This is a genomic window from Synechococcus sp. CS-1326 (assembly GCF_025128115.1).
Taxonomy (GTDB): Bacteria; Cyanobacteriota; Cyanobacteriia; order PCC-6307; family Cyanobiaceae; genus Regnicoccus.
Genome location: NZ_JAHLYV010000035.1, coordinates 1 through 25,156, shown reverse-complemented (window position 1 = coordinate 25,156; position 25,156 = coordinate 1). Strand labels below are relative to the sequence as shown.

Below are 25,156 nucleotides of genomic sequence, written 5' to 3'. Positions count from 1 at the left end.
GTCCGCGGAGCGCCCGTTGACCATGGCTTTGCCCTGGAGGGACCCATGGTTCCTGGTGGAGCGGCTCGTTGAGCGGCTGGGCCGCGATGGTCTTGCCTGGCTGGATGGAGATGGCACCGCCCTCGGCCGCTGGGGGAGCCTGGGCCTGGCGCCTCTGGAGGTGCAGGTCTGCAGAGGCTTGCCCGGTGAAGCGGGTTCCGCGGATCCGTTTGCGGCCCTGGAGGGGATGCAGCGGGATGGAGGCTCCTGGTTGGGATGGTTGGCGTATGGAGCCGGGGCCTGGATGGAGAAGGGATCCCACTGGCGTTCGTCGTCGATGGCCACGCTCTGGGCTGCCCGCTACGACCCTCTGCTTCGGTTCGATTTCCAGGAACGGCACGTCTGGCTGGAGGGAAGCGATCAGGCGCTGCTCAGCGCAATGGCCTCCGTGATCGAGTCCTTGCCGTTGGGATTGTCCTCCAGCCTTGATGGCCCGTCGATCCCGATCGATCCCGCCCGCTGGCATTGGCACACCAGCGCTACCGCCTTCGCCGCCCAGGTGGAGCAGCTGCTGGAGCGCATCGCCGCCGGCGACCTGTTCCAGGCCAACCTCACCGCCTGCTGTGAGCTGCTGCTGGCGCAGCCTCCTGATCCACTGGCGCTCTATCGCCGTCTCCGTCAGCACTGCCCCGCCCCCTTCGCCGGCCTGGTGGTGGCCGGGGACGCCGCCGTGCTCTCTGCCTCGCCGGAGCGCTTCCTGCGGGTGAGCGCCGATGGACGCGTGCAGACCCGGCCGATCAAGGGCACCCGCCCCCGCCACGCCGCCGCCGCCGCCGATGCTGCCGCCGCTGTCGAGCTGATCACCAGCCCCAAGGACCGGGCTGAGAATGTGATGATCGTCGATCTGCTCCGCAACGACCTGGGCCGGGTCTGCGTGCCGGGCTCGATCCGGGTGCCCCAGCTGGTGGGGCTGGAGAGCTACCGACAGGTTCATCACCTCACTTCGGTGGTGGAAGGGCAGTTGCGGGGGGATTGCACCGTGGTGGACCTGCTGAGGGCCTGCTGGCCGGGTGGATCGATCAGCGGCGCCCCCAAGATCCGCGCCTGCCAGCGCCTGGGCGAGCTGGAGCCGGTGGCGCGCGGACCCTACTGCGGCTCCCTGTTCCGCTTTGGGTCCGATGGCAGTTTCGACAGCAATATCCTGATCCGCAGCGTGATGCTCCAGGGCCGCCGGCTGCGGGCTCACGCCGGCTGCGGAATCGTCGCCGACTCCGATCCGGCCGGCGAGGCCGAGGAGCTGGGCTGGAAACTCCGGCCTCTGCTGGAGGCCCTGGCATGAAGCCGATCGCCTGGATCGCCAGCCCCGCCGAGGCCGACGCTGCTGAAGCGGCAGCTGCGCCGGGCCAGTGGGGCTCGCCTGTGCAGCTGGGGCTGCCCCTGGCCGATCGCGGCCTGCTGCTTGCCGATGGCCTGTTTGAAACGGTGCTGGTGGAAGCGGGCCAGCCGCAGCTGCTCCCGGAGCATCTGGAGCGGTGGAAGGCCAGTGCGGCACTGCTGGGGATGGAGCGGCCACCCGATCGGGCCAGGCTGGAGCCCCTGCTGGCCGAGGCCCTGCGGCGCAGCGCCATCAGCACCGGTGCCCTGCGGCTCAACTGGAGCCGGGGTATCGGCGCTGGCCGCGGCCTGGATCTGCCCGGGCCGGATGAAGCGTCACCACGGCCCCGGTTCTGGTTGCAGCTCAGCGCCGCCGAGCCCTGCTTCGAGCCGGTTCGTCTGATCGTGAGTGCCAGCGAACAACGCAATGCCGCCAGCCTGCTCAGCCGCTGCAAGAGCTTCGCCTACGGGCCGATGGTTCAGGCGCGCCGGGAGGCCCGCGCCGCCGGCGCCGACGATGCCCTGCTGCTCAGCACCGCCGGTGGCCTCTGTTGCGGCACCAGCTCCAACCTGCTCGTGCTGCGGGCTGGAACTGGAACCTGGCTGACGCCGCCCCTGAGCACGGGCTGCCTGCCGGGGGTGATGCGCGGCCGGGCCCTGGAGCTCGGCCTGGCCGTGGAGGCCCCACTTCAGCCGGACCAGCTTGGTGCGGCTCTGTTGATCAACAGCCTCGGCTGCCGGCCGGTGCTCAGCCTGGCGGGGCGGTCCCTGCCGGTGGGGCCGTATCCGGAGCGCTTCTGGCGATCGTTGCTCGGAAGCGGCTGAGCTGCAGCTCGTTCCAGGTGGCTGGGGTCATCCAGCTGCCGACCACAGCCGCAACAGCCGCCAGCAGCAGCAGCACTGGCAGCAGGGAGGCATCACCGCTGATCCGCACCACAAACAGGCTGCAGAACAGCGGGGTGCGGCAGGCGCCGCTGAACAGGGCCACCGCTCCGCTGAGCACAAGTGTCGATCGATCCACCCCGCCAAGGCCCTCAAGCCAGGGCGAGGCGAGCAGCGCACCGAGCGACATGGTGTCGTGGATGAGGCCACCGGGAGCACCGATGCTCAGGCTGAGCAGGGCGGCCAGACCCCGGGGCAGGAGCACCCAGAGCGGCACCGGGGTCGTGCTGTCCTGCACCTGATGCACCATCAGCAGCTGGCCGTCGTTGAGGCTCCAGCCCCCGCTGAGGCTGGCCAGGCAGGTGATCGCCAGGCCCAGAGCCACTGTCACCGGCAGACGATGCCGCTGCATCCCGATCCCCACCCAGTGGGATCCCCAGCCCAGCAGGCGCACGAACAGCCCCCCCAGCAGGCCGCCGACCAGGCCGAGTGCGGCCAGACCAGGCCAGAGCGCCGCCGGGGGAACGCCAGCGCGGATCGGCAGCAGATCCATCGCCGGGGCGCCGAGGCCTGAAGCGAACAAGGTCCCGATGCTGCCCAGAATCAGGCAACTGCTCACCAGGGGAAATGAGAGGCGGCCGCTGAGCTCCTCGGCGGCATAGGCCACCCCCAGCAGGGCCGACTGGAAGGCCACCCCAAGCCCCGCTCCGCCGCCCGCTGCCGCCAGCAGAGGCTCCGGCAGGGTCTGCAACGGCGGCAGCCGCCTTCGGGCGGCCAGCACCAGGCTGGCCCCCAGGGCCGCCGAGGGGGATTCGATTCCCACCGTCAGGCCGGCCAGGTGCGTGAGCGCCAGCAGGGGGAGCCGGATCAGCTGGGTGCCGAGGCTGAGCCGCGCCGCGCTGGCGCCTGCCTGGTTCACGCTGCCGGCCTCCTGCAGGGCCAGCACGGGGGTCACCCCGCCGCCAGCGCCCCGCCGCAGCGGACCGTTGGCCAGGGCCACCAGGGCCCAGGTGCCGAGCAGCGGAGCGGCGAGCAGCACGGGTCTCAGGGGCTGGCCGCTGCCGAGCGGCCAGAGCATCTGAAGCTTGAAACCCAGCTCAGAAAGCCACTGGTAGGGCTGAGCGGCCAGGCCCAGCAGGGGAGCGAGCAGCAGCAGGCTCAACAGGAGAAGCCAGCTCATTCCGGCTTGACGTTCAGACGCTGAGGAAGCGGTGAATCATGTCCTTGCTCAGGGCCTTGGTGGGACCGCTGGCCACGATCCCACCTTTCTGCATGGCGTAATACCAATCGGATTGCCGCACGAAATGGAGATGATGCTCCACCAGCAGAACACTGATGCCGGTGGTGGCGATGATCCGTTTGACGGCCCGCTCGATGTCGAGCACCACCGATGGCTGGATCCCTTCGGTGGGCTCATCGAGCAACAGCACCTTCGGTTTGCCGAGCAGGGCCCTGGCGATGGCCAGTTGCTGCTGCTGGCCGCCGCTGAGGTCGCCGCCGCGGCGGGCCAGGAATTTCTCGAGCACCGGGAACAGCTCAAACACCAGCGGATCGATGTGCCGGTTGCGGGAGAGCCCCCCCGGCAGGGCTTCCAGGCCCAGCAGCAGGTTCTCGCGCACGGTGAGCTGGGGGATGATCTCGCGGCCCTGGGGGACATAGCCGATCCCGGCTCGGGCCCGCTGGTGGGGCGGCAGGGTGGAGAGTTCCCGATCGCCGATCTCAACGGTGCCACTGCGCTGCCGCAGCAGCCCCACGATCGTTTTGAGCATGGTGGTTTTGCCGACGCCGTTCAGGCCGATCAGGCAGACCATCTGGGCTGGTTTCACGCTCAGATCGACATCTCTGAGGATGTGGCTTTCGCCGTAATAGACGTTGAGGCCGCGCAGGGTGAGCTGATTGCCAGCCTCACCGCTGGCCTCCTGCAGGGGAATCGGAGCAGTTGTCGTCGTCATTCGATGTCCTCCACGCTTTCGAGATCGTCGGTTTCGACGCCGAGATACACCTCGATCACCCTTGGATCGCTCTGCACCTCATCCATCGGTCCTTCACACAGCACGTGGCCCTCATGCAGCACCGTGACCTGGGAATCGAGCTCGCGGATGAAGTCCATGTCGTGTTCGATCACCAGCACGGTGTGATCACCGGAGAGCTGTTTGAGCAGATCGGCGGTGCGACCGGTTTCTTCATCGGTGAGGCCGGCCACCGGTTCATCCACAAGCAGCAGGTCTGGATCCTGGGCCACCAGCATGGCGATTTCCAGCCATTGTTTCTGGCCGTGGGACAGTCCCCCGGCCAGTTGATTGGCGTAGGGCTCAAGCCCCACCACTCCGAGCAGATGCTGCACCCGGTCACGGGCGTTCGCATCGAGCCCACCGAACAGCAGGTTGAGCGGCGAGGGATTGCCGCTCACCGCCAGCTCAAGGTTGCGACGGGGTGTGAGGTTCTGATACACCCTGGGGGTCTGGAACTTGCGGCCGATGCCCAGCCGGGCGATTCGGTGCTCGGCGGTGCCGACCAGGGATCGACCGCGGAACATCACGTCGCCTTTGGTGGGCTTCACCTTGCCGGTGATCACATCGAGGAAGGTGGTCTTGCCGGCGCCGTTCGGTCCGATCACCGCCCGCAACTCGCCGGCGGAAAGGCTCAGGTTGAGATCCTTGAGCGCCCAGAAGCCGTCAAAGCTGACGCTCACCGAGCGGAGCTCGAGCAGCGGTTGATCGGCGCTCGGGGCGGATCGACTGGTCATGGTTGTGCTCCCGGGGGCCGAATGGGTTCGAGCTCTGCACTGGAGTCGATCGAGCCCGCTTCTGAGCGCAGGGCCGGATCAAGATCCAGGGCGGGGTAAGTGGGGGAGCGGGGAGGCCAGCCGACCATCGCCTGCAGCTTGGCCACTCCGCCCAGCCGCCACCAGCCGACCAGTCCATCGGGCAGGGCCGTGACCACCAGAAGGAACAGGCCCCCCTGGATGAACAGCCAGGTTTCAGGCAGCTGCTCACTGACCAGGCTCTTGGCGTAGTTGATCACCACGGCTCCGAGCACCGCGCCGATCAGGGTGCCACGGCCACCCACGGCCACCCAGATCACCATCTCGATTGAAAAGGGCACAGCCATGAACTGGGGCGAGATGATGCCGGACTGGACGGTGTACAGGGCTCCGCTGATACCGGCCAGCCCGCCGGCCACCGCGAAGACGAGGGTTTTGTAGGTGGTGGGGTTGTAACCGGTGAACCGCATCCTCGGTTCGTCATCGCGAATGGCGATCAGGGCATCGCCGAATCGACCGGTGGTGAGCCAACGACAGAGAAACCAGGCCGCAACGGTGAGAACCACGGTGATCATGAAGATGTAGCGCTGCATCAGATCGGAGCCAACCAGTTGTCCGAAAATCTGGGCGGTGCTGGTCTTCAGGCCATTGGTGCCGTTGATCAGTTTCTGCTGGCCGTTGAAGAAATTGAAGAAGACCAGCAGGGCAGCCTGGGTGAGGATTGAGAAATAGACGCCTTTGATCCGGTTGCGAAAAACGAGAAAACCCAGCAACCCCGCCACCACGGCAGGAATCACCCAGATCGCGAAAAAGGTGAAGACCGGAGAGTTGAAGGGCTGCCAGAAGCCGGGCAATTCCTTGACGCCATACAGGTCGAAGAATTCAGGCAGTTTGCCGGGCTCGAGGTTGTCGAGGGTGAGAAACATGCCGATGGCATAGCCGCCCAGGGCAAAGAAGATCCCCTGGCCGAGGCTGAGCATGCCGGTGAAACCCCAGATCAGATCGATCCCCAGGGCCACGATGCCAAGGGACAGGAATCGGCCCAGCAGGTTGAGGCGGAAGGGGGGAAGCAGCACCGGCAGAATCAATCCGGCTGCCACGATCAGCACCCAGGGCAACCAGCGGCGAAGGGTGGATGGGGAGGTAGCGGTCATGGCTCAGGCCTCCACCATGCGGCCCTTGGGGGGGAACAGCCCGGCTGGCTTGAACTGCAGGAACACCACAATCAGGATGAACACCAGAACCTTCGCCATTGAGGTGGTGGCGAAGAAGGTGATCACTTCATTCATTCCAGCTGGCATCGTCGGCCAGACGAGCAGCAGCGAGCCCGATCCGATCACATAGCTGAGCACCCCGATGCTCAGAGCTGCCACCACGGTGCCGAGCAGCTTGCCGACCCCGCCGAGCACCACCACCATGAAGCAGTCGACGATGTAGTTGCCGCCCAGATTCGGGCCGACGGATCCGAGCAGGGTCACAGCCACGCCGGCCACACCGGCCAGGCCGGAGCCCACCAGGAAGGTGAGGGCATCGACGGTCTGGGTTGGAATGCCGAGGCAATCACTCATTGACCGGTTCTGGGTGACGGCGCGGATCCTGATCCCCCAGACGCTTTTCTGCAGGAACCAGTTGACCGCCAGCAGGGCCACGAGGCTCAAGGCGATGATGAACAGACGGGCCGTGGGCATCGTGACCCCGCCGACATCAACTGCCCCTTGCAGCCAATCGGGCGCACTGACATCCAGGTTGCGGGCGCTGAACCAGGGTTGATCCATGGATCGGTTCGTGCCCAGGGCAGATGCGGCCAGAATCCCGACCAGGCCAGCCACAAGCCAGCTGGAGACGCCGATGATCGGCGTCCAGCGTTGCTCCCACCAGCGCCTGGGGGTGAACCGCGGCAGCAGCAGCCCGATCGCCACGGCCAGCACCAGGCCCACCATGAAGGCGCTTGATACCGAGCGAACGAATTGCTGCAGGATCAGGCTCACCCCCCAGGTGGCCAGCAGGGTTTCCAGCGGCCGGCCGTAGAGGCGCCGGATCACGGTTTTCTCCAGCAGCAGTCCGGCCAGGCCACTCACCAGGAAGGCCAGGGGGATGGCCACCAGGATGTAGATGGGGAAGAGCGCTTCGAGAGGACCTTCCTTGCAGAGGTTCTGCACCACATAGGTGGTGTAGGCCCCCAGCATCATCAACTCGCCATGGGCCATGTTGATGACGCCCATCAGGCCGAAGACAACGGCAAGACCGAGGGCGGCGAGCACCAGCACGGAGCCGATGGCCAGGCCGTTGAAGAGCGTTTCGTAGAGAAGATCCATGGCGTCCCGTTGGGGACCTGCGATAGGAATGGGTCTGAAAAAAGAGGCCGCACCCGTAGAAAAGGTGCGGCCTGGAATTCAGGGAGCAAAGCAGCTCCCTGAGCAATCAAGCCGGTTGGCCGATCACATCTTGAACTTGCCCGCGTCGGGGCGGTCCTGGGTCCAATCGCAGGTGTATCCCTTGGTTTCGGGCACGAACTGGTTCCAGGCCAGCGGTTTGACGATGCCCTGGTTCTCGATGATCTTGAACATGCCGTCTTTCTGAACCTCACCGATCATCACCAGTTCGGTGGTGTGGTGGTTGGGCTGCACTTCGATCGGGCCCTGGGGAGCATCAAACTTCACCCCGATCAAGGCTTCCCGAACCTTGTTGTCATCGACACTGTTGGCCTTTTCAGCACCCTTGGCCCAGAGGTAGACCATGTTGTAAGCGGATTCAGCGGGATCATTGGTGACCCGCTTCTCGCCGTACTTGGCCTTGAAGTCGGCGGTGAACTTCTTGGAGGCAGGTGTGTCGAGGCTCTGGAAGAAGTTCCAGGCGGCATAGGTGCCTTCGAGGTACTCAGGGCCGATGGCGGCCACTTCCTCTTCCGCGACCGAGAAGCTCATGATCGCGTAGCCATTGCCAGGGGTGATCCCGGCTGCCTTCATCTGCTTGAAGAAGGCCACATTGCTGTCGCCGTTCAGAGTGTTGACGATCACGCCGCCCTTGGGAAGAGCCTGCTTGATCTTGGCGATGATCGGTGCCACCTCGGTGTTGCCGAGGGGGAGATAGTCTTCGCCGACCAGGTTGCCTCCCTCAGCCTTGAGCTGCTCCTTGATGATCGTGTTGGCTGTACGTGGGTACACGTAGTCGGAACCAACCAGGAAGAAGTCTTTGCCCTTGTTCTTGAGGAGCCAGGACACGGCGGGCTCAGCCTGCTGATTCGGGGTGGCGCCGCTGTAGAAGATGTTCTTCGAGCACTCCTGGCCCTCGTACTGAATCGGATAGAAGAGAAAGTGATCCTTGGCTTCGAACACCGGCAGCATCGCCTTGCGGCTCGCTGAGGTCCAACCGCCGAACACCACGGCGACCTGATCCTGATCAATCAATTTCGTGGCCTTCTCGGCGAAGGTGGGCCAGTCAGAGGCTCCGTCTTCTTCGATCGGCACGATCTTCAGCTTCTTTCCATCGACCTTGACGCCGCCGGCGGCATTGATCTCCTCGATCGCCATCAGCTCGGCTTCGGCCACCGTGTTCTCGGAGATGGCCATGGTGCCGGAGCGGGAGTGAAGGATGCCCACCTTCACTTCACCGTCGAACTCACCACCGCCTCCATCAGCGGCTTTTTCGGCGCCGCCCCCACAGGAGGCCAGGGTGATGCTGGTGGCCAGAGCCAGGCTGCCACCAAGAATCCTGAGGGAAACCTTTTGCAGCGAGGCCTGCCGCAGGCGAGTCAGCTGCATCGAGTTTGGCTTCATCTGGTCAATCTCCTGAAGAGTGGTCCGCTCATCGGCGGTACAGGACCGTATCGACTGTTGCCATGAACACCTTGTAGCGATTGGAACACTTTGAGGATCTGCTGTCCTTGGAGCGCTCCGCTCGCCCTGGCTGATCGCTTCAGTGCTCCGGTTCGGCACCGGCCAGCTGTGGCAATTGCTGCCACACAAACGCTTCCACCTGCTCCACCCCTTCGCCGCTGCGCAGGTTGGTGAAGCACCAGGGCCTGCCGCCCCGCATCCGCCCGGCGTCGTGCTCCATCACCTCCAGGCTCGCGCCCACCATCGGCGCCAGATCGATCTTGTTGATCACCAAGAGATCGGAGCGGGTGATGCCCGGGCCGCCCTTGCGCGGGATCTTGTCACCGGCCGCCACATCGATCACGTAGATGCAGCGGTCGACCAGCTCGGGACTGAAGCTGGCGGCCAGATTGTCGCCGCCGCTCTCCACCATCACCAGATCCAGGTTGGGAAAGCGCTCCTCCAGCTCCTCCACCGCCGCCCGGTTGATCGAGCAGTCTTCGCGGATGGCCGTGTGGGGACAGCCACCCGTTTCAACGCCCCGGATCCGCTCGGGCTCCAGGGCCCCGACCCGGGTGAGGAACTGGGCGTCTTCCTGTGTGTAGATGTCATTGGTGACCACCGCCAGCTCAAGGCGATCACGCAGCCGGCGGCAGAGAGCTTCCACCAGGGCCGTTTTGCCGGAACCCACCGGCCCGGCCACCCCCAGGCGCAACTTGCTCATCCCACGATTCCTCCCTGGTGGATCGGGTTCTAAACGGTGATCGGGGTGGCTTGTGTGGCGCTAGCTGCGGAACAGACGGGAATAGAGCTCAGCATGGCGGAGCTGGGCCATCCCTGCCCCCACGCCGCCATTCCAGAGCTGATGCGGATCAGCGTTCACCAGGGCGATGGCCCGCTCGCCCAGGAGGCTGGCCATCGCCAGTTGGAGCCGCTGTCCCTGGGTGGGACCGAGCGGGATCAGGCGCACAGCCGCGCTCACCTGGTTGGCCACCCAGCCATAGAGATAGGCCTCGACCAGCTCCTCCAGCTCCAGCTCCAGGCAGAGGCCCGCCCAGGCCCAGGCGGCTGGCCAGCCCAGGCGCGCCGGTCTGATGGCGTGGCCGTTGCCGGGCAGCGGCCAGCCCAGCTCGCCAAGCAGCTGGAGCAGGGAGTGGCCCATCTGGCACTGCTGGGCCCGCAGCTCCGGCGCCTCCCGCAGGACCCGCAGCCAGCCGTCGCGATCGAGCAGGTCGGATGCGGCGGCGGCGGCGGCCAGCTGATCGTTCCGGTCCTCCGCGTCGCGCCAGCTCGTCAGGGCGGACTGGAGTGGCTTCAGGCTTGCCGCTTCGATCGTGATCGCCCCTCGCCACAGCTCCGCTTCCAGCCAGCGCCGCAGGGCCTCGGCGTTTCCCAGCCTTCCGCCTTGAACCAGCTCCTCCAGCCCCTCCGAATAACTGAAGGCGCCCACTGGCAGGGCGGGGCTGAGCAGTTGCCACAGGTGCGGGCGGGAATCAGTGGTCATGCTGATGGCCGCCTCCCCCATCCCCGCCGCCGGCATACGCTCCCGCTTCCGGCAGGAACGGAGCGGTGAGAGGCTTCACGCTCAGGCCCCGTTGGCGCAGCAGCATCTCGAGCACAGGGTCCTGCAGGATCCGCAGCTGGCCGGGCCGGAGTTCCATGGCCACATGGCGGTTGCCCAGGTGATAAGCGGCCTGCAGCAGGGCCAGGGGATCGGAGCTGCTCACCAGCAGCAGCGGTTCAGCCGCCGCCTCCACGATCACCACGGTGACCTGGGCAGCGTCGCTGAGGGCCTCCCCTGGCAGCAGGGCGCTGCCACGGGGAAGTTGCAGCAGCAGGTCCCTGCCGCAGGCGCTGCGGCGGTGGCCCCGCAGGCTGCTGCGCTGGTCGGCGCTGAGCGGCAGCCGCAGGGCCTGGATCCCCGGGGCAGGCTGGTCGTGCCGCCGTTCCAGCAGGACCGGAGAACTGGCTTGGGCGCTCACGGGCGGATCTGCAGCAAGGGAAACCAGGGAATGATCCGCCACCATCGCCAGACCGCTGGGTCGGAACGGTGGCAATCGATACGGGAATCGACCGATCCGGCGTCGACGATCACCAGGATGACTCCAGCTCCCCTTGCTTCCTGGCGTGGTAGCGCCCAGATGCTCTTTCATCGGGGTTCCACGCCCGGCGGTGCCACCATCCACCAGGGTGGAACCACAGCCCCGCTCAAGTTCCAGAAGGCCTTCGCCGCTGCGGATGGTCGCTGTGAGCTGCCATTGCTGCACACAGCCGGCGGCCTGGTGGGTGGGGATGAACTCTCGATTCAGGTGGCGCTCGAAGCCGGCAGCCGTGCCCTGATCACCAGCGTGGCGGCCCAGAAGATCTACGGTTCGATCGGCCGCTCCCGGCTGACGCCCCAGGGCCGCTGGGCCCGCCAGGAACTGGCCTGCAGCCTGGCGGAAGGGGCTGATCTGGAATGGCTGCCCCAGGAGCTGGTTGTGTTTGCCGCCGGGCTCTTTGAACAGGTCGTCCGGGTGGAGCTGGCGGCCGGGGCCAGCTGGCTGGGGGCCGAGGTGGTGCGGCTGGGTCGCAGCGCCGACGGCGAGCAGCTTGGCAGCGGCCGCTGGCGCTCTCTGCTGGAGATCCGCCGCGAGGGCCGGTGGAGCGTGGCGGATCGGCTCGAGCTCGGTGGCGAGAGCCTGGAGGGGGACCATGGCCTTGATGGCCTGCCGGTGTTCGGCAGCCTGGTGTGGGCTGCGCCGATGCCGTTGAGTGAGCGGTTGATCGAGCACTGCCGCGCCGATCGCGCCGGCCTCGCCGGTGAGATGGCCTGCGGCCGCATGGAGCAGGGTCTCGTCGCTCGCTACCGGGGACCATCCAGCCAGGCGGCCCGCTTCTGGTTCACGCGGATCTGGGCCCGGATCCGGGCGGAGCGCGGCCTGGCCGCGCCGCAGTTGCCCCGGGTGTGGCCGTTTCAGGAGGCGCCGCTGATCGCCGCCTCCGGCGCCACACTCCCGTCGCTCTGACCAGGCAAGCTTCAGCCGGGTGCCTGTCGGCTGGAGGTGTCGGATGAGTGGCTCGGCATTCCTGCCCTGGGAGCATTGGATCCGCCGTTATCGGCCGGAGTGGAGGCGGAGCGATCTGCTGGCCGGGCTCACGACAGCGGCGGTGGTGCTGCCGAAGGCGATGGCGTTCGCCACGATCGCCGGCCTGCCGGTGGAGGTGGGGCTTTACACAGCCCTGGTGCCGATGCTGGTGTACGCCCTGCTGGGGTCTTCGCGGCCCCTGAGCGTCAGCACCACCACCACCCTGGCCATCCTGGTCGGGGCTGAGCTGAACAGGGTGGTCCCGGGGGCGGCGCCGGCGGAGTTGCTGGTGGCCAGTGCAACGCTCGCGGCCCTGGTGGGAGCCATGTTGTTGCTGGCTGCGCTGCTGCGGCTCGGCTTCGTTGCCAACTTCATCTCCGAATCAGTCCTGGTGGGCTTCAAGTCGGGGATCGGCCTGGTGATCGTGGTGGATCAGCTGCCCAAGCTGCTCGGCGTTCCCATCACCAGGGCCGGCTTCTTTGCCGACATCGGCGCAGTCGTGGGCCAGTTGCCGCAGACCTCGCTGCCCACAGTGGTCCTGTCGCTTCTGTCGATCGGGCTGTTGCTGAGCCTGCCCCGTTTGGCGCCGGGGCTGCCTGCACCCCTGGCGGCGATCGCGGTTGCCCTCGCTGCCATGGCCCTGTTCAAGCTGGAAGCACTTGGGGTGGCCACCGTCGGCCCGGTGTCCCCGGGACTGCCCGGCCTCACCCTGCCGCAGCTGGCTCTGGCGCAGCGGATGTGGCCGGCCGCCGCCGGTATCGCCTTGATGAGCTTCACCGAAAGCATCGCCGCCGGCCGCGCCTTCGCCAGCAGCAAGGAACCCCAGCCGCGCCCGAACCAGGAACTGTTCGCCCTCGGGCTGGCCAACATCGGTGGGGCGCTGCTGGGTGGCATGGCCGCCGGCGGTGGCACCACCCAGACCGCCGTGAACCGCAGGGCGGGTGCCCGCTCCCAGCTGGCCGAGCTGGTCACGGCGGCGGTGGCGATGGGAACCCTGCTGCTGCTGGCTCCTTTGATTGCCCGGCTGCCCCTGGCGGTTCTGGCCGCTGTGGTGGTGGTGTATTCGGCTGAATTGATCGCTCCCGCCGATTTCATCGCTATCCGCAGGGTGCGGGTCACTGAGTTCCACTGGGCCCTGATCGCCTGCGCCGGCGTGGCCCTGCTGGGAACCCTGCGCGGAATTCTGGTGGCGGTGATCGTGTCGTTGCTGGCGCTGGCGCAGCAGGAAATGAATCCCCGGGTCTATGTGCTGGCCCGCAAGCGGGGCACGGATGTGTTCAGACCGAGGTTGGGCCACCACCCCGCCCACCCGGATGACCAGACCTGGCCGGGTCTGCTGCTGCTGCGGGCCGAGGGGCGGCTGTTCTTCGCCAATGCCCAGGCGGTCTGGGCCCAGATGGAGGCGCTGATCGAGCGGGCCGAACCCCGGGTGGTGGTGATCGACTGCAGCGCCGTGATCGACATCGAGTATTCCGCCCTGAAGCGGCTCACCGAGGCGGAGCGCAAGCAACGGAAGCAGGGCGTGAGCCTGTGGCTGGCCGGGCTCAATCCGGACAGTCTGCGGGTGGTGCGCCACTCGGAGCTGGGCAGGACGCTCGGTCCGGAGCGCCTCTGCTTCAACGTGGAGACGGCGGTGGAGCGCTACGAGGCCGGTTCAGCGCCTACCGCAATGGCGACCTTGCCCTGAACCTGCCGCTGTTCAAGGGCTGCCAGCGCCGCGGGAACGTCCTTCAGGCCGCAGCGGCGATCGATGAACGGCGTGATCTTGCCGGCTTCGAGCAGATCGGCCAGGACCTGCAGATCGAGCGGATTGGGGTTCGAGGCCAGCACGGCAACCCGGCGGCGGCTGGTGCGGCAGATCCAGGGTCCCTGCCAGAGCATCACCTGGAAGAAACGCGCCATCGAGCCACCCACCAGCACGTAGGTGCCGGTTGGCGTCAGGGCCGGCAGGAAGTCGGCCAGGGGCCGAAAGGCCGCCGTATCGAGGATCAGGTCGTAGCGGCGGCCATCCGCGCTGAAATCCGCCCCGGCCGAGTCGATGACGTGGTCGGCGCCGATCGAGCGCACCATTGCCTGTTTGGCGGCGCTGCAGGCGCCGGTCACTTCAGCGCCGAAGGCTTTGGCGATCTGCACCGCGAAGGAGCCCACCCCACCGGCGGCTCCGTGAATCAGCACCTTCTGTCCCGCCTCAAGCCGGCCCAGATCGCGCAGGCCCTGCAGGGCCGACAGGGCCGAGCAGGCCACCGTGCCGGCGGCTTCGAATCCGACCGAGGCCGGTTTGATCGCCAGGGCCGATGATTCAGAGGCGCGGGCGTATTCGGCAAAGGCGCCGAAGCCGCACTCAGAGAGATCGCCGAACACCGCATCGCCGGGCTGGAAGCGGCTGACTCCCTTGCCGATGGCCACCACGGTGCCGGCCACATCACAGCCGAGGGTCCGGATCTTCGGCCGGCGCAGGCCTCCGTACAGCAGGCGGATCACCAGGAAGGGTTCACCACGCATCAGATGCCAGTCACCGGCATGGACAGAGCTGGAGTGAACCCTGATCAGCACCTCCCGGGGGCCGATCGTGGGGACAGGAACCGTCTGGAGCGAGAGCACCGCCGGCGAGCCGTAGATCTCCTGGGTGATCGCCTGCATCGTGGCGGGGAGCGGGGTGGAGCCGCCGGCCTGGTTGCTGCCTGTCTGCGGCGCTTGCGCCCTGCCGTGAACCGCCATGGCCTCACCACTACTTACAACGTAAGCAAAGCATACACCGTAAGCTTGGTTCGCACTGGCGGGTCGGGATTGGAGCCGGAGAACCGGGCAGGGCTGAGCTCTCAGCAGCCGATCGCCCGGCTGCCCCTCAGTCGGGAGCGGGTTCTGCACGCGGCCCTGGAGATCGCCGATCAGGGAGGGCTGGCTGTGCTCACGATGCGGAAGCTCGCCGAAGCGCTCGGCGTCAAGGCGATGTCGCTCTACAACCACGTGGCCAGCCGCGACGCCATCGTGGACGGCCTGGTTGAAATCGTGGTCGGCGAAATCGCCCTGCCGGCGATCGGCGGGGACTGGAAAGCGGCGATGCGGGAGCGGGCCGCTTCAGCCCACAAGGTCCTGCGCCTCCATCCCTGGGCGGCGCTGGCGATTCTGTCGCGGCTGAACACGGGGCCGGCCATGCTGCGTTATGTGGATGCTTCGCTCGGCTGCCTGGCGGAGGCGGGCTTTTCCCTGCAGCAGGCCGACCATGGATTGAACGCCATCGACAACCACGTCTATGGGTTCACCCTGCAGGAGCTGAATTTCCCGATCGAGGCGCACGATTACGCCGCGATCGCCGCCACCTTCCTGCCGCAGCTTCCCGCCGATCGTTATCCCCACCTGAACGGGCTCACCCTGGAGGTGATCGCACGCCGCTACGACGGGCTCCATGTCTTCGGCTTCGGTCTCGCCTTCATTCTTGATGGCCTGGAGCGAACCCTGACGGGGCTGAACGCCGCGGCCAGCCCCGCATCACCAGCAGACCGAGCAGCACCAGGGTGGCCGGAATCAGGCCGATGCTGAGCCGGATTGTCAGCAGCGCTGTCTGGGGTTGCTCCAGGGTCTGCCCGGCCACGAAGCCGCTCCAGCTGAGCAGGTTGCCGAGCAGGAACACCGATACGGCACTGCCCAGCTTCTGGGTCAGCACCATCCAGGCGGTGAACAGGCCGGCGGGCCGCTCCGGGTCGGCATCGATCGCATCCGGCAGCAGCGACCAGGGCATCAGGTAGGCGGTGGAGGCTCCCAGACCCATCAGCAGCACCACGAGCAGCAGCAGGGTGAACCTGAGCCCGTTGGCCAGGCTGGCGAACGGGGCCAGGCCGGGATCAAGGGGCACCAGCACCATGGCCAGAGCCCCCATGGCGATCCAGAGCCCACAGCCCCAGCGCAGGGCGCACAGCCGGCCGCGCTGGGCCGCCAGCCGGCTCCAGAGTTCCAGCCCCGCCATGGCACTGAGCTGGAACGGGATCAGTATCCAGGTGCTCCAATCCATCGGTACGTGCATCACCTCGGAGAGGTAGAGCAGCGACACCGGCTGCATCAGCTGCAGGGCACCCCAGAGCAGCAGGTAGAGGCCCACCACCCGCAGAAAGCGGCCATTGCGGCGAATCCGGAGCAGCTGGGTGGTGATCGGCTCGGCGCGCCCCGATGGCCGCCGGCACACCCGGGCTGCTGGGGCCAGGCCCCAGCAGCAGAGCAGGGTGGCCACGATCGCCACGGCGCCACTGGCCACCCCCATCCAGAGGTAGCCGGGGGCGCCTCCGCCCACCAGCAGGGCCCCCAGCAGCAGGCCCACCAGGCTGCTGAGGATCGAACCGGTGAAGCGGGCCGCGTTGAGACGGGTGCGCAGCCGGGTGTCTCCGGTGAGCTCGGTGGCGAGGGCGCAGTAGGGGAGGTTCACGCCGGTGTACGCGGCCATGAACAGCACCGAGATCAGCACGAACCAGCCGAAGCGCAGCAGCTCGCCGCCCGGCGGAAACCACCACATCAGGGCCATGCTCACGCCAAGTGGCACGGCGCTGCCGATCATCCAGGGAAGGCGGGGCCCCAGCCGGCTGCGGGTCCGATCACTCAGCCAGCCGAGCAGCTGATCGCTCACCGCATCCCAGGCCCGTCCCACCATCAGCACCAGCCCGGCCAGCCAGGGGGGCAGCCCGGCGATCTGCGTGTAGAACACAAACAGGTAAAAGCCGATCAGCGCCGCGGCCATGCCGGTGCCGGCATCGCCGATCCCGTAGGCAACAAGCGTGCGCCGCCGCAGGGCCGCCGGCATCGCCAGCAGATCGATCGGCTCGACCAAGGCGACAGGAGCCTGGTTCACTCCCTTGGCTCCAGCTCGCGCAGGGCTTCCTGGCGCAGCAGGTCGAAGATCGTGTCGCGCTCGTACAGGTCGGCTACGGCGATCGCCGTGAGCGTGGCGAAGCCGATCGGCAGCAGCAGGGCGTAGTCCTTGCTGAGTTCGAAGGTGAGCAGGATCGCCGTGAGCGGCGTGCGGGTGAGGGCTCCGAGGAAGGCGCCGCCGCCGGCGAACAGCAGGGTGGCCGGGGCGGTGTGGAAGAGCAGCAGGCAGAGCTGCTGCATCAGGGTGCCGAGGCAGGCGCCCACCACCAGGGCCGGGGCGAGGAAGCCGCCGGGGGCTTCCGCCGCCACGGCCACGGCCGTACCCGCCGCCTGCACCCCAAGGGCCACCAGGGCCTTGAGCGGTGTGTCGAGGCCCTGCAGGGCGTCGAAGCCGAGGCTGTCGGGGTTGTCGAAGGAAGGCGGCAGCAGCGACCAGCCCAGGCCGATCGCCAGCCCCACCAGCGGCAGCAACTGCCAGACCGGCAGCCGCAGCCGGAAGAAGCCCTGCCGCATCTTCAGGATCCAGCGCTGATACTGCATGGCCAGCAGCCCGGCTGCCGCCCCAAGCAGCAGCAGCACCGGTACATCCACCAGCCGGAATTCGCTCAGCTGGCTGGGGAAGCTGATGATCGGCGCCAGCTGCTTCAGCCAGGCGGGTCCGCCGCCATGACCGGCCAGCAGCCGGGTCCAGGCCACGGTGGCGAAGGTGGCGAAGGCGGCGATCGCATTCACGCGAATGTCGGCTCGCTTCAGCAGTTCTTCAAGGCTGTAGGCCAGCCCCCCCAGCGGCGAATGGAAGATCGCGGCGAGGCCGGCACCGCTGCCGATCGCCACCGCCAGGCGCCGATCACCGCCATCAGCCTGGAGGGCATCGGCGGATTCCCGGGCCAGGGAGGCACCGATCTGGATCGAGGGGCCCTCCGGCCCCACCGGGATGCCGCTGCCGATCGCGATGCCGCTGGCCAGCAGCTTCACCACCGCCACCCGCCAGCCCATCGGGATCGGCACACCCCGCAGCCAGAGCATCACCTGCACGATTCCCGAGCCCTTGGCGCCAGGCTCCAGGAAGGCGATCAGGCCGCCGGCGATGCCGCCGCCCAGCACGCCGATCAGCGGGAGCACGAGCGGCCGTGGCAGGCGGGCGGCCAGTTGGAGCCGCAGGTTGTTCACCGCCTGGATCTCCTGGCCATAGAGCCAGATCGCCGCGGCCACGCCGATGCCGATCGCGTTGACCAGCAGAAAAAGGCCCAGCAGGCGGCGCAGCTTGCGGCGGCGTTGAGAGGGTGTGACGGTCATCGGGTCAGTCAGGCCAGGGCGGGCAGCCGGGGCGAAGCCGCCACCAGCTGGCGGGTGATCGCCGCCTGAGGCTGCTCCAGCAGCCGATCGCCGGGGCCCTCTTCGACGATGCGGCCGCCATCGAGCACGATCACCCGCTGGCAGAAGCCGCTCGCCACCGAGAGGTCGTGGGTGATGAACAGCATCCCCAGGCCCAGGCGCCGCTGCAGCTCCCGCAGCAGGGCCAGCACCTCCGCCTGCACCTCGGCGTCGAGCATGCTGACGCTCTCGTCGCAGAGCAGCACGGCGGGCTCCAGGATCAGGGCCCGGGCGATCGCCACCCGTTGCTGCTGGCCGCCGGAGAGCTGGCGCGGCAGGCGGTTCTCGAACGCCTCGGCCGGGCTCAGTCCCACCGCTTCAAGCCCGCGTCGTGCCCGTTGCCGTGCTTCGCTGCGACCGGCCAGCCGATGGATCAACAGCGGATCGGCCACGGCCTCTCCAATTGTCATTGCCGGGTTGAGGCAGGCGAGCGGGTCCTGGAACACCATCTGGATGCGGCGCCGGGCCTGGCGCAGCTCACGGCCGCCCAGTTCGCGCAGGTTGCGGCCCTGCAGCCGCACCGCCCCGCCGCGCACCGGGGTGAGGCCCATCAGGGCGCGGCAGAGGGTGCTCTTGCCACAGCCGGAAGCCCCCACCACGCCCACTGTTTCGCCTTCCCGCAGCTGCAGGCCCACCCCGTCGACGGCCTTGAGCCAGCGGCGTTGCCACGGCAGCGACGGCAGCGGGTGCCAGCAGCGCAGCTCCTCCACCTCCAGCAGTGGCGCCGCCTGCTGGGCCAGGGGCGAGCGTCCCCCCTCCCGCAGCCGGGCGGCGGCCACCAACCGCTGGGTCAGGGGGGCGCAAGGCTGGGTGAGCAGGATCGTGGAGGCGGCCTGCTCCACCAGGCGCCCCTGATCCAGCACGGCGATCTGGTCGCACCAGCGGCCGGCCATGGCCAGGTCGTGGCTGATCAGCAGCAGGGCGCTGCCACTGTCGCGGCAGAGGCCGGTGAGCTCGGCCATCACCTGGGCCGCCACCGCCACATCCAGGCTGGTGGTGGGTTCATCGGCGATCACCAGGGCGGGCTCGAGCGCCATCGCCAGGGCGATCGCCAGCCGCTGGCGCATGCCGCCACTGAACGCATGGGGATAGCTGTCGTAGCGCTCCGGGCCGATCCCCACCCGCTGCAGCAGCTCAGCGGCCCGCTGCCGCCGTCGCCGTCGTGACCAGTCAGGTCGATGGGCGGCCAGGGTGTCGGTGAGATGGTCCCCCACCCGGAGCAGCGGATTCAGCCGGGTCATCGGATCCTGGAAGACCAGGCCCACCGCCTCACCCCGCAGGCGGCGCAGGGCCGGACGGTTCAATCGGCGCGGATCCTCGCCGACCAGCAGCAGCTCTCCGTTGCAGACGCTGCCGGCGGGCAGCAGCTGCAGCACGGCCCTGGCCACGGTGCTCTTGCCGCAGCCCGAGGGCCCCACCAGGGCCAGCCGGTCGCCGGGGTCGAGCCGCAGGTCCAGGCCCTGCAGGGTGGGTGCGGCCGTGGAACCCGGGTAGCTCACCACGAGATCGTGGATCGCCAGCACCGGGCCAGGGCTGCGGGGTGCGGCCATGGAGCGATCGATGGTCAGGTGGCCGTTGTCAGGTCATTTTGCCTACTATCAAATGATCAGCCAGCTCCGATGACCGAAATCGCCGGCTCCCTGATCACCCGCCCGCGGGGCGAAGCCCCGGCGGTTTTCAGTGCCGGCAGCGATTCCCAGCCAAGCGGCCCCGCCTTCCTGCTCGGCCGCAAGCGGATCCAGGTGGCCGCCGACTACGGCGTTGCCCTGCCGTCCTGGTTGGAGGCCTGCATCGAGCAGGTTCCACCGGCAGCAGGGGAGAGCTGCCCCAGCGATGGCGAAGCCCTGCTCGCTCGAGCCTTTGATTTCGCCTTCCAGCTCCATGACGGCCAGGTGAGGGCCACCGGCGAGCCATACATCATTCATCCGATCGCTGTCGCCGATCTGCTGCGCGATATCGGCGCCAGCCCCTGCGTGATCGCCGCCGGATTCCTCCACGACGTGGTCGAGGACACCGAGGTGAGCTCCGAGCAGCTGGAGGCCCACTTCGGGGCGGAGGTGCGGGCGCTGGTCGAGGGGGTCACCAAGCTGGGTGGCATCCACTTCACCAACCACACCGAGGCCCAGGCCGAGAACCTGCGCCGCATGTTCTTGGCCATGGCCAGCGACATCCGCGTCGTGCTGGTGAAGCTGGCTGATCGCCTCCACAACATGCGCACGCTCGGGGCGCTCAAACCGGAGAAGCAGCTGCGGATCGCACGCGAAACCCGTGAGATCTACGCGCCGCTGGCCAACCGCCTCGGCATCGGCCGCTTCAAATGGGAGCTGGAGGATCTGGCCTTCAAGATTCTCGAGCCCGAGTCGTATCGCGAGATCAAGCAGGAGGTCGCCAGCAAGCGCAGCGACCGGGAAGACCGGCTTGCGGTCACCGTGTCCCTGCTCAAGGATCGCCTCAGGGCGGCTGGGCTGAGCCAGTGCGAGGTCACCGGCCGCCCGAAGCATCTGTATGGGATCTGGAGCAAGATGCGCCACCAGCAGAAGGCCTTCCACGAAATCTTCGATGTGGCGGCCGTACGCATCCTCACCACCAATGTGGAGGGCTGTTACAGGGCTCTGGCCGTGGTGCACGACACCTTCCGGCCGATTCCCGGCCGCTTCAAGGATTACATCGGTCTGCCCAAGCCGAACGGCTATCAGTCGTTGCACACGGCGGTGATCGGCAGGCACAGGCCGGTGGAGGTGCAGATCCGCACCACGGAGATGCATCAGGTGGCGGAGTACGGCATCGCCGCCCACTGGAAGTACAAGGAGGGGGGATCACCGGCCGCCGGGGGTGACACCGATCGTTTCAACTGGCTGCGTCAGCTGGTGGATTGGCAACAGGACGGTGGCGGTGAAGACAGCAGCGACTATCTCGCCTCGATCAAAGAAGACCTGTTCGATGAGGAGGTGTTCGTCTTCACCCCCAAGGGGGATGTGGTGGGGTTGCGCACCGGCTCCACCGCCGTGGATTTCGCCTATCGGATCCACTCGGAGGTGGGTAATCATTGCCAGGGCGTCCGCATCAACGACCGGCTCTGTCCCCTGGCCACGCCGTTGCAGAACGGTGATTTCGTCCAGGTGATCACCACGAAAACGGCGCGGCCGAGCCTCGACTGGCTCAACTTCGTGGCCACCCCGACGGCGCGCAACCGTATCCGCCAGTGGTATAAGCGCAGCCATCGCCAGGAAAACATCCTGCGGGGTCGGGAGCTGCTGGAGCGGGAACTGGGCCGCAACGGCTTCGATGCGCTGATCAATGGCGAGGCCCTTGCCAAGGTGGCTCGCCGCTGCAATCTGGGCAGCACGGAGGATCTGCTCGCTTCGCTCGGCTTCGGTGGTGTCACCCTGCATCAGGTGCTCAACCGGTTGCGGGAGGAGGTGCGGCTGGCCAGCGCCGCCACCGCCCCGGTGCTCTCGAATGAAGAGCTGGCCCGAAGCGTGGCGGCCAGGGCCGGAAGCGGCCCGGGTGCTGATTCAACCGCCGGAGCCGATGCCGGCGGCGCCGCCATCCTGGGGCTGGAGGGGTTGGAGTATCGGCTCGGGGGCTGCTGTTGCCCCTTGCCGGGGGAGGCGATCGTGGGCAGCGTCGCCCTCGGCAACCACGGCATCACCATCCACCGCCAGGATTGCGCCAACGTCAACCAGATGCCGGTGGAACGCCGGCTGCCGGTGCGCTGGAATCCGCTCGCCGACCCGCAGCACCGCCGGTATCCGGTGCAGATGCGGATCGAAGTGCTCGATCGGGTCGGCGTGCTGAAGGACATCCTCACCCGCCTCTCCGACAGCCGCATCAATGTGAGCGATGCCCGCGTGCGCACCGCCTATGGCAAACCAGCCTGCATCGACCTGAAGGTGGAACTGATCAGCGCCTCCCAATTGCGAACCACGATGGATCAGATCCGCTCGATGGCCGACGTGCTCAACCTCTGCCGCACCGGAATCGGTTGAGCAACATTCGTGTTCTATGGCGAGCCGAATACGTTTGCCAGCCCTCCCACTCCTGGGATTGCAGCCAGCCTTGCTTCATCATTTTCATGGCCATTGCCTGGGTTGTGAACGCCCTACTCGGCACTTGAACACAAGATTCAGTAATGTTCATCATCGCTGATAGCTCAGCGTGAACCACTTGAGTGCCTGCCTGCTGGGCAGGAAGACAATCTAAGGAGACAGATTCAGCAACTCCTTGGCAGAAGCGAGTAAGTCAATGGCAACAAAGAAAATCTTGTTGTCTGGATTGAGGAGGAATCGCCAGGCAACGTTCATGCCCACATCCTGGCCAAACCAGGGGGTTTGCACCTTGCCGGTGACCTTGATCAGGGTGTAGCCATCTTCTTTGGAATCCGTGATGCCTTGCTCAGGTAACAGTGTTAAGTTCTGGCAATCCTCCTGGAAAAAGCGAAGCAAGGCATCCTGGCCGACGATCGGGCCTTGAAAGGGGGGTTGCAGGGCACCATCCAAAGCAAAAAGTTGTACAAGGGCATCAAAGTCATTGGCATTCAGGTTGTCCATATACTCCAGGATCACTGGATTTTCCACGCCAGAAATGGCAGAAATCGGGGTGCGCTCGGCCCTGTCCTTGGCAGGAACCAACGGTTCCGCCACCGAGCTGTAGCTGCCCAACTGTGCTTGGTCAAAGCCCATATTCAACACGGCATTGCGGAGGATCGAAATTTGTTGACCAGGATCGACAATCCGAATCGCCTGCAGGACCGCCGAAGCATTGGCTGAAAGTTGATAGCCGTGTGGTATCGGGGTAACAATTCCTGCTTCCATCCATTTGCCCAATTGGTACCAAAAGCCAAGTTTGATGTTCACTGACCAGGTGGCGTAAATGCGGCAGATGGGCCGATCCGTTCGACTGGCCAGGTCATGCATTAACTGCGTTTGCTCATTGAATTTCATCAGCTTGATTTGGCTGAGCGTGCTACTGGCAAATTGCATATTCACAGGATCGGGAGTCGCAATCGAGAGCGTCTTGCCCATTTCCAGGTAGGCAAACCAGATCAGAGCCAATTTGTCTTCAATCTCAAGTTGATTGAACCGGGCAATCGTGGCTGGCACCACATCTGCAGCCAGCGTTTCAGGGAAGATATTGCTAGCTGATTCAATGGTAAATGACATGCCGCAAAACTCCGTAAACTGGCGATCAGCCGAATGATACATCTCTGGATAATGCCTTGAGGATGGCTACACCAAAGACACCTATTGGCATTGCTGACAATGCAGTTCAGTGATTCGAATGGCTCCACGGCGCTTCAATGGATCCACTGGTCGGCAAGGGCTTTTTCAGGCAATCAAGCCCCCGGCTTCAGCAACGAACGATGCAGCCCCTCTGCCTGGTTCAGCCGATCGCGGTTCGATCTGGCCTTGCAGCGCAGCGCGGAAAGCCGCCGAGCTGAGAACCGGCGTGTTGTGGTCGAGGTCGGGCACCAGCACAAGCTCCGCCACGCCGGGCGGGAAGGCGCGGTGCAAGGCTTCGGCATGGCGCGATGGCACCACCTGATCGAAGACCGCCGCCACGATCGTGGTGGGGGCGCGCACCCGGGGCGCCTCGGCGGCCGCATCCCAGCGATCGTGCAGCAGCAGATCCACCGCCAGCCAGGGCATGGCGCCGCGGGCCACCGCCAGCAGGCTGTCGAACGGCACCAGCAGCACCAGCCGCTGCACCGGGCGGGTGGCAGCGAGATGCACCGCCGGGCCGGTGCCCAGGCTGCGGCCCACCACCGTGATCGCGTCGTGGCGCTTGGCCACGTGGGCATGGAGGGCTTGGGCGTCGGCGCGCAGGGCCGCTTCGCTGGGGCTCCCCTCGCTGCCGCCGTAGCCGCGGTAGTGGAGCAGGTAAAGGGCCGTGTCGGGCAGCAGGGCAGCCAGCTCGGCGCGGGTGCGGGACACGTCTTCGGCGTTGCCACCGAAGTAGATCAGCGCCCGGGAACCCGGATGGGGGCGATGGGCCACCAGCACGCGCTTGCCCTCCACCTGCAGCACCAGCTGGCCGGACGGATCGGCGGCGGGCTGGGGGAGATAGATCAACGAGCGCTGGGTGAGGAACACCAGCAGGCAGACACCGCCATAGCCCAGCGCCAGCCAGCCGGCCAGGCCCAACCACCTACCTACACTCATCGGTGCTGTGCCGATCGCCCATTTACAGCCCAGCTGGTTGGCGTGGCGCAGCAAGCTGAAGACAGCCGATGCCCAGCACAAAAAAGCCGATTCCAAAGCACCCGATCGCCATTGGCGTGTTCGGCAGACGGTTGCGCAGCCTTGTTCCTCACCCCACCAGATCGTGGGAGTTGTCGGGCAGGAGGTTCTTTGTTCAACGCGAGGATCATGAGGCGGCCTGGTTGCGTTGCATCTTCTTGAGCGTGGGGTTGGGGGGCAAGGCGCATTGCTGTCGCAGCTCTCGGATCGCGCTCATCACCTGCAGGGAGGTCTGGGAAAAAGTCGAAGATAGCTTCATTCCGGCGCTTTTCAATCCTTTGGCAGTCCAGTTGTTGCACGTATGGAACAAGGAAAAGCGTCCCTTTCCTTGAAAGAATCGACTGTTGCCGTACAGGCCCGGCATGAGGCGGACAATGCCTCCTTGATGGTCACGGGCAAAACTGTTTGCCACAAATGCTGCCAGAGCAGAAACTTGTTGATCGGTTAAACAGGTGCTGATAACTTCGCTTGAGTCAAAAAACGTCTTCGGAGAAGCCGGGATAGCAACAACGTGCATCACAGCGCCTTCCGACCTGAGGATCGCTTGCAAGGTTAGACCGATTGATAGGTTTCGTGATGGGTAGAACTCCTGATCACCCCAGCCAACTTCATAGTAGGCGGCGTCGCCATAATACTCCTTGAGACCAGGAATGGCTTGAGGGAACCTCGAAATATTGCCACTTTTGAGGCAATATTGAGACGCCGCAAGGAAATCCTCTGCACGTGCAGATGCTCCTGGCGACTGGCATCAAGTACTTTAAGTCGAGTCGGTTTTCTCCCTGTCGAATGATCAGGAGGCCGGCG

22 protein-coding genes are annotated in these 25,156 nt (G+C 66.3%); 6 read left to right on the top strand and 16 right to left on the bottom strand.

Annotated features, from left to right (window positions below; translation table 11 throughout):
- Window positions 1-22 precede the first annotated feature (22 nt).
- Both KQ307_RS14000 and KQ307_RS13995 read left to right on the top strand, forming a co-directional pair.
- Window positions 23-1,318 (top strand): anthranilate synthase component I family protein, encoded by a 1,296-nt coding sequence (locus KQ307_RS14000; RefSeq protein WP_259728333.1) that lies wholly within the window; start codon window positions 23-25, stop codon window positions 1,316-1,318.
- Window positions 1,315-2,178 (top strand): aminotransferase class IV, encoded by an 864-nt coding sequence (locus tag KQ307_RS13995; protein ID WP_259728332.1) that lies wholly within the window; start codon window positions 1,315-1,317, stop codon window positions 2,176-2,178. The genes KQ307_RS14000 and KQ307_RS13995 overlap by 4 nt, the downstream gene beginning before the upstream one ends.
- Here KQ307_RS13995 and KQ307_RS13990 read toward each other — a convergent pair.
- From KQ307_RS13990 to ureE, 9 genes are all read right to left on the bottom strand, one after another.
- The gene (locus KQ307_RS13990) at window positions 2,102-3,415 is read right to left on the bottom strand and encodes a chloride channel protein (protein WP_259728331.1); all 1,314 of its coding nucleotides are present in this window, start codon (window positions 3,413-3,415) and stop codon (window positions 2,102-2,104) included. The genes KQ307_RS13995 and KQ307_RS13990 overlap by 77 nt on opposite strands.
- A 13-nt stretch (window positions 3,416-3,428) precedes the next feature.
- Window positions 3,429-4,187: an urea ABC transporter ATP-binding subunit UrtE gene (urtE, locus tag KQ307_RS13985; protein WP_259702352.1), complete on the bottom strand. Its 759-nt coding sequence runs from the start codon at window positions 4,185-4,187 to the stop codon at window positions 3,429-3,431.
- On the bottom strand, window positions 4,184-4,981 hold the full coding sequence (gene urtD, locus KQ307_RS13980; protein WP_259728330.1) for an urea ABC transporter ATP-binding protein UrtD: 798 nt from the start codon (window positions 4,979-4,981) through the stop codon (window positions 4,184-4,186). The genes urtE and urtD overlap by 4 nt, the downstream gene beginning before the upstream one ends.
- Window positions 4,978-6,153: an urea ABC transporter permease subunit UrtC gene (gene urtC / locus KQ307_RS13975; RefSeq protein WP_259702354.1), complete on the bottom strand. Its 1,176-nt coding sequence runs from the start codon at window positions 6,151-6,153 to the stop codon at window positions 4,978-4,980. Before urtC ends, urtD begins: the two co-directional genes overlap by 4 nt.
- A 3-nt stretch (window positions 6,154-6,156) precedes the next feature.
- Window positions 6,157-7,314, bottom strand: coding sequence for an urea ABC transporter permease subunit UrtB (gene urtB / locus KQ307_RS13970; protein ID WP_259702355.1), 1,158 nt, complete (start codon window positions 7,312-7,314; stop codon window positions 6,157-6,159).
- Window positions 7,315-7,437: 123 nt separating this feature from the next.
- Window positions 7,438-8,760 carry an urea ABC transporter substrate-binding protein gene (gene urtA / locus KQ307_RS13965; RefSeq protein WP_259702356.1) on the bottom strand — a complete coding sequence of 441 codons (1,323 nt, stop codon included), beginning with the start codon at window positions 8,758-8,760 and terminating at the stop codon, window positions 7,438-7,440.
- A 154-nt stretch (window positions 8,761-8,914) separates the two neighbouring features.
- Window positions 8,915-9,538, bottom strand: a complete 624-nt coding sequence (gene ureG, locus KQ307_RS13960) for an urease accessory protein UreG (protein ID WP_259728329.1) — start codon at window positions 9,536-9,538, stop codon at window positions 8,915-8,917.
- Between the two features lie 60 nt (window positions 9,539-9,598).
- Complete coding sequence (locus KQ307_RS13955) at window positions 9,599-10,318, bottom strand: urease accessory protein UreF (RefSeq protein WP_259702358.1); 720 nt, start codon at window positions 10,316-10,318, stop codon at window positions 9,599-9,601.
- Complete coding sequence (gene ureE, locus KQ307_RS13950) at window positions 10,308-10,796, bottom strand: urease accessory protein UreE (RefSeq protein ID WP_259728328.1); 489 nt, start codon at window positions 10,794-10,796, stop codon at window positions 10,308-10,310. The genes KQ307_RS13955 and ureE overlap by 11 nt, the downstream gene beginning before the upstream one ends.
- Window positions 10,797-10,913: 117 nt before the next feature.
- Here ureE and KQ307_RS13945 point away from each other — a divergent pair, with 117 nt between their 5' ends.
- Together KQ307_RS13945 and KQ307_RS13940 are read left to right on the top strand one after the other, a co-directional pair.
- Window positions 10,914-11,822, top strand: a complete 909-nt coding sequence (locus tag KQ307_RS13945; protein ID WP_399242186.1) for an urease accessory protein UreD — start codon at window positions 10,914-10,916, stop codon at window positions 11,820-11,822.
- Window positions 11,823-11,865: 43 nt separating this feature from the next.
- On the top strand, window positions 11,866-13,569 hold the full coding sequence (locus KQ307_RS13940; protein ID WP_259702360.1) for a SulP family inorganic anion transporter: 1,704 nt from the start codon (window positions 11,866-11,868) through the stop codon (window positions 13,567-13,569).
- Here KQ307_RS13940 and KQ307_RS13935 read toward each other — a convergent pair.
- Entirely contained in the window at window positions 13,524-14,600 is a 1,077-nt protein-coding gene (locus KQ307_RS13935) for an NAD(P)-dependent alcohol dehydrogenase (protein WP_259728327.1), read from the bottom strand. The two genes, KQ307_RS13940 and KQ307_RS13935, sit on opposite strands and share 46 nt — an antisense overlap.
- Before the next feature lie 69 nt (window positions 14,601-14,669).
- Here KQ307_RS13935 and KQ307_RS13930 point away from each other — a divergent pair, with 69 nt between their 5' ends.
- A complete protein-coding gene (locus tag KQ307_RS13930; protein WP_259728326.1) occupies window positions 14,670-15,422 on the top strand; it encodes a TetR/AcrR family transcriptional regulator in 753 nt (250 codons plus the stop codon).
- On the opposite strand, the gene KQ307_RS13925 is transcribed toward KQ307_RS13930, so the two are convergent.
- Genes KQ307_RS13925 through KQ307_RS13915 form a run of 3 tightly spaced genes read right to left on the bottom strand, consistent with a single transcriptional unit; the run spans window position 15,313 to window position 19,663 of the window.
- Entirely contained in the window at window positions 15,313-16,671 is a 1,359-nt protein-coding gene (locus tag KQ307_RS13925; protein ID WP_259728397.1) for an MFS transporter, read from the bottom strand. The genes KQ307_RS13930 and KQ307_RS13925 overlap by 110 nt on opposite strands.
- Before the next feature lie 44 nt (window positions 16,672-16,715).
- On the bottom strand, window positions 16,716-18,035 hold the full coding sequence (locus KQ307_RS13920) for a chloride channel protein (RefSeq protein ID WP_259728325.1): 1,320 nt from the start codon (window positions 18,033-18,035) through the stop codon (window positions 16,716-16,718).
- A gap of 8 nt (window positions 18,036-18,043) precedes the next feature.
- The gene (locus KQ307_RS13915; RefSeq protein ID WP_259728324.1) at window positions 18,044-19,663 is read right to left on the bottom strand and encodes an ABC transporter ATP-binding protein; all 1,620 of its coding nucleotides are present in this window, start codon (window positions 19,661-19,663) and stop codon (window positions 18,044-18,046) included.
- A 69-nt stretch (window positions 19,664-19,732) separates the two neighbouring features.
- On the opposite strand from KQ307_RS13915, the gene KQ307_RS13910 reads away from it, so the two are divergent.
- Window positions 19,733-22,102, top strand: a complete 2,370-nt coding sequence (locus tag KQ307_RS13910; RefSeq protein ID WP_259702365.1) for a bifunctional (p)ppGpp synthetase/guanosine-3',5'-bis(diphosphate) 3'-pyrophosphohydrolase — start codon at window positions 19,733-19,735, stop codon at window positions 22,100-22,102.
- 210 nt (window positions 22,103-22,312) lie between these two features.
- On the opposite strand, the gene KQ307_RS13905 is transcribed toward KQ307_RS13910, so the two are convergent.
- From KQ307_RS13905 to KQ307_RS13895, 3 genes are all read right to left on the bottom strand, one after another.
- A complete protein-coding gene (locus KQ307_RS13905) occupies window positions 22,313-23,275 on the bottom strand; it encodes an orange carotenoid-binding protein (RefSeq protein ID WP_259728396.1) in 963 nt (320 codons plus the stop codon).
- A 165-nt stretch (window positions 23,276-23,440) separates the two neighbouring features.
- Window positions 23,441-24,328: an alpha/beta hydrolase gene (locus KQ307_RS13900; RefSeq protein ID WP_259728323.1), complete on the bottom strand. Its 888-nt coding sequence runs from the start codon at window positions 24,326-24,328 to the stop codon at window positions 23,441-23,443.
- A 151-nt stretch (window positions 24,329-24,479) separates the two neighbouring features.
- Window positions 24,480-25,004, bottom strand: coding sequence for a DUF2459 domain-containing protein (locus KQ307_RS13895; protein WP_259728395.1), 525 nt, complete (start codon window positions 25,002-25,004; stop codon window positions 24,480-24,482).
- Between the last annotated feature and the right edge of the window lie 152 nt (window positions 25,005-25,156).

Coding starts and splice junctions, on each gene's coding strand:
- KQ307_RS14000 (WP_259728333.1), top strand. CDS start 23: ATGGCTTTGCCCTGGAGGGACCCATGGTTCCTGGTGGAGCGGCTCGTT.
- KQ307_RS13995 (WP_259728332.1), top strand. CDS start 1,315: ATGAAGCCGATCGCCTGGATCGCCAGCCCCGCCGAGGCCGACGCTGCT.
- KQ307_RS13990 (WP_259728331.1), bottom strand. CDS start 3,415: ATGAGCTGGCTTCTCCTGTTGAGCCTGCTGCTGCTCGCTCCCCTGCTG.
- urtE (WP_259702352.1), bottom strand. CDS start 4,187: ATGACGACGACAACTGCTCCGATTCCCCTGCAGGAGGCCAGCGGTGAG.
- urtD (WP_259728330.1), bottom strand. CDS start 4,981: ATGACCAGTCGATCCGCCCCGAGCGCCGATCAACCGCTGCTCGAGCTC.
- urtC (WP_259702354.1), bottom strand. CDS start 6,153: ATGACCGCTACCTCCCCATCCACCCTTCGCCGCTGGTTGCCCTGGGTG.
- urtB (WP_259702355.1), bottom strand. CDS start 7,314: ATGGATCTTCTCTACGAAACGCTCTTCAACGGCCTGGCCATCGGCTCC.
- urtA (WP_259702356.1), bottom strand. CDS start 8,760: ATGCAGCTGACTCGCCTGCGGCAGGCCTCGCTGCAAAAGGTTTCCCTC.
- ureG (WP_259728329.1), bottom strand. CDS start 9,538: ATGAGCAAGTTGCGCCTGGGGGTGGCCGGGCCGGTGGGTTCCGGCAAA.
- KQ307_RS13955 (WP_259702358.1), bottom strand. CDS start 10,318: ATGACCACTGATTCCCGCCCGCACCTGTGGCAACTGCTCAGCCCCGCC.
- KQ307_RS13945 (WP_399242186.1), top strand. CDS start 10,914: ATGACTCCAGCTCCCCTTGCTTCCTGGCGTGGTAGCGCCCAGATGCTC.
- KQ307_RS13940 (WP_259702360.1), top strand. CDS start 11,866: ATGAGTGGCTCGGCATTCCTGCCCTGGGAGCATTGGATCCGCCGTTAT.
- KQ307_RS13935 (WP_259728327.1), bottom strand. CDS start 14,600: ATGGCGGTTCACGGCAGGGCGCAAGCGCCGCAGACAGGCAGCAACCAG.
- KQ307_RS13925 (WP_259728397.1), bottom strand. CDS start 16,671: ATGCCGGCGGCCCTGCGGCGGCGCACGCTTGTTGCCTACGGGATCGGC.
- KQ307_RS13920 (WP_259728325.1), bottom strand. CDS start 18,035: ATGACCGTCACACCCTCTCAACGCCGCCGCAAGCTGCGCCGCCTGCTG.
- KQ307_RS13915 (WP_259728324.1), bottom strand. CDS start 19,663: ATGGCCGCACCCCGCAGCCCTGGCCCGGTGCTGGCGATCCACGATCTC.
- KQ307_RS13910 (WP_259702365.1), top strand. CDS start 19,733: ATGACCGAAATCGCCGGCTCCCTGATCACCCGCCCGCGGGGCGAAGCC.
- KQ307_RS13905 (WP_259728396.1), bottom strand. CDS start 23,275: ATGTCATTTACCATTGAATCAGCTAGCAATATCTTCCCTGAAACGCTG.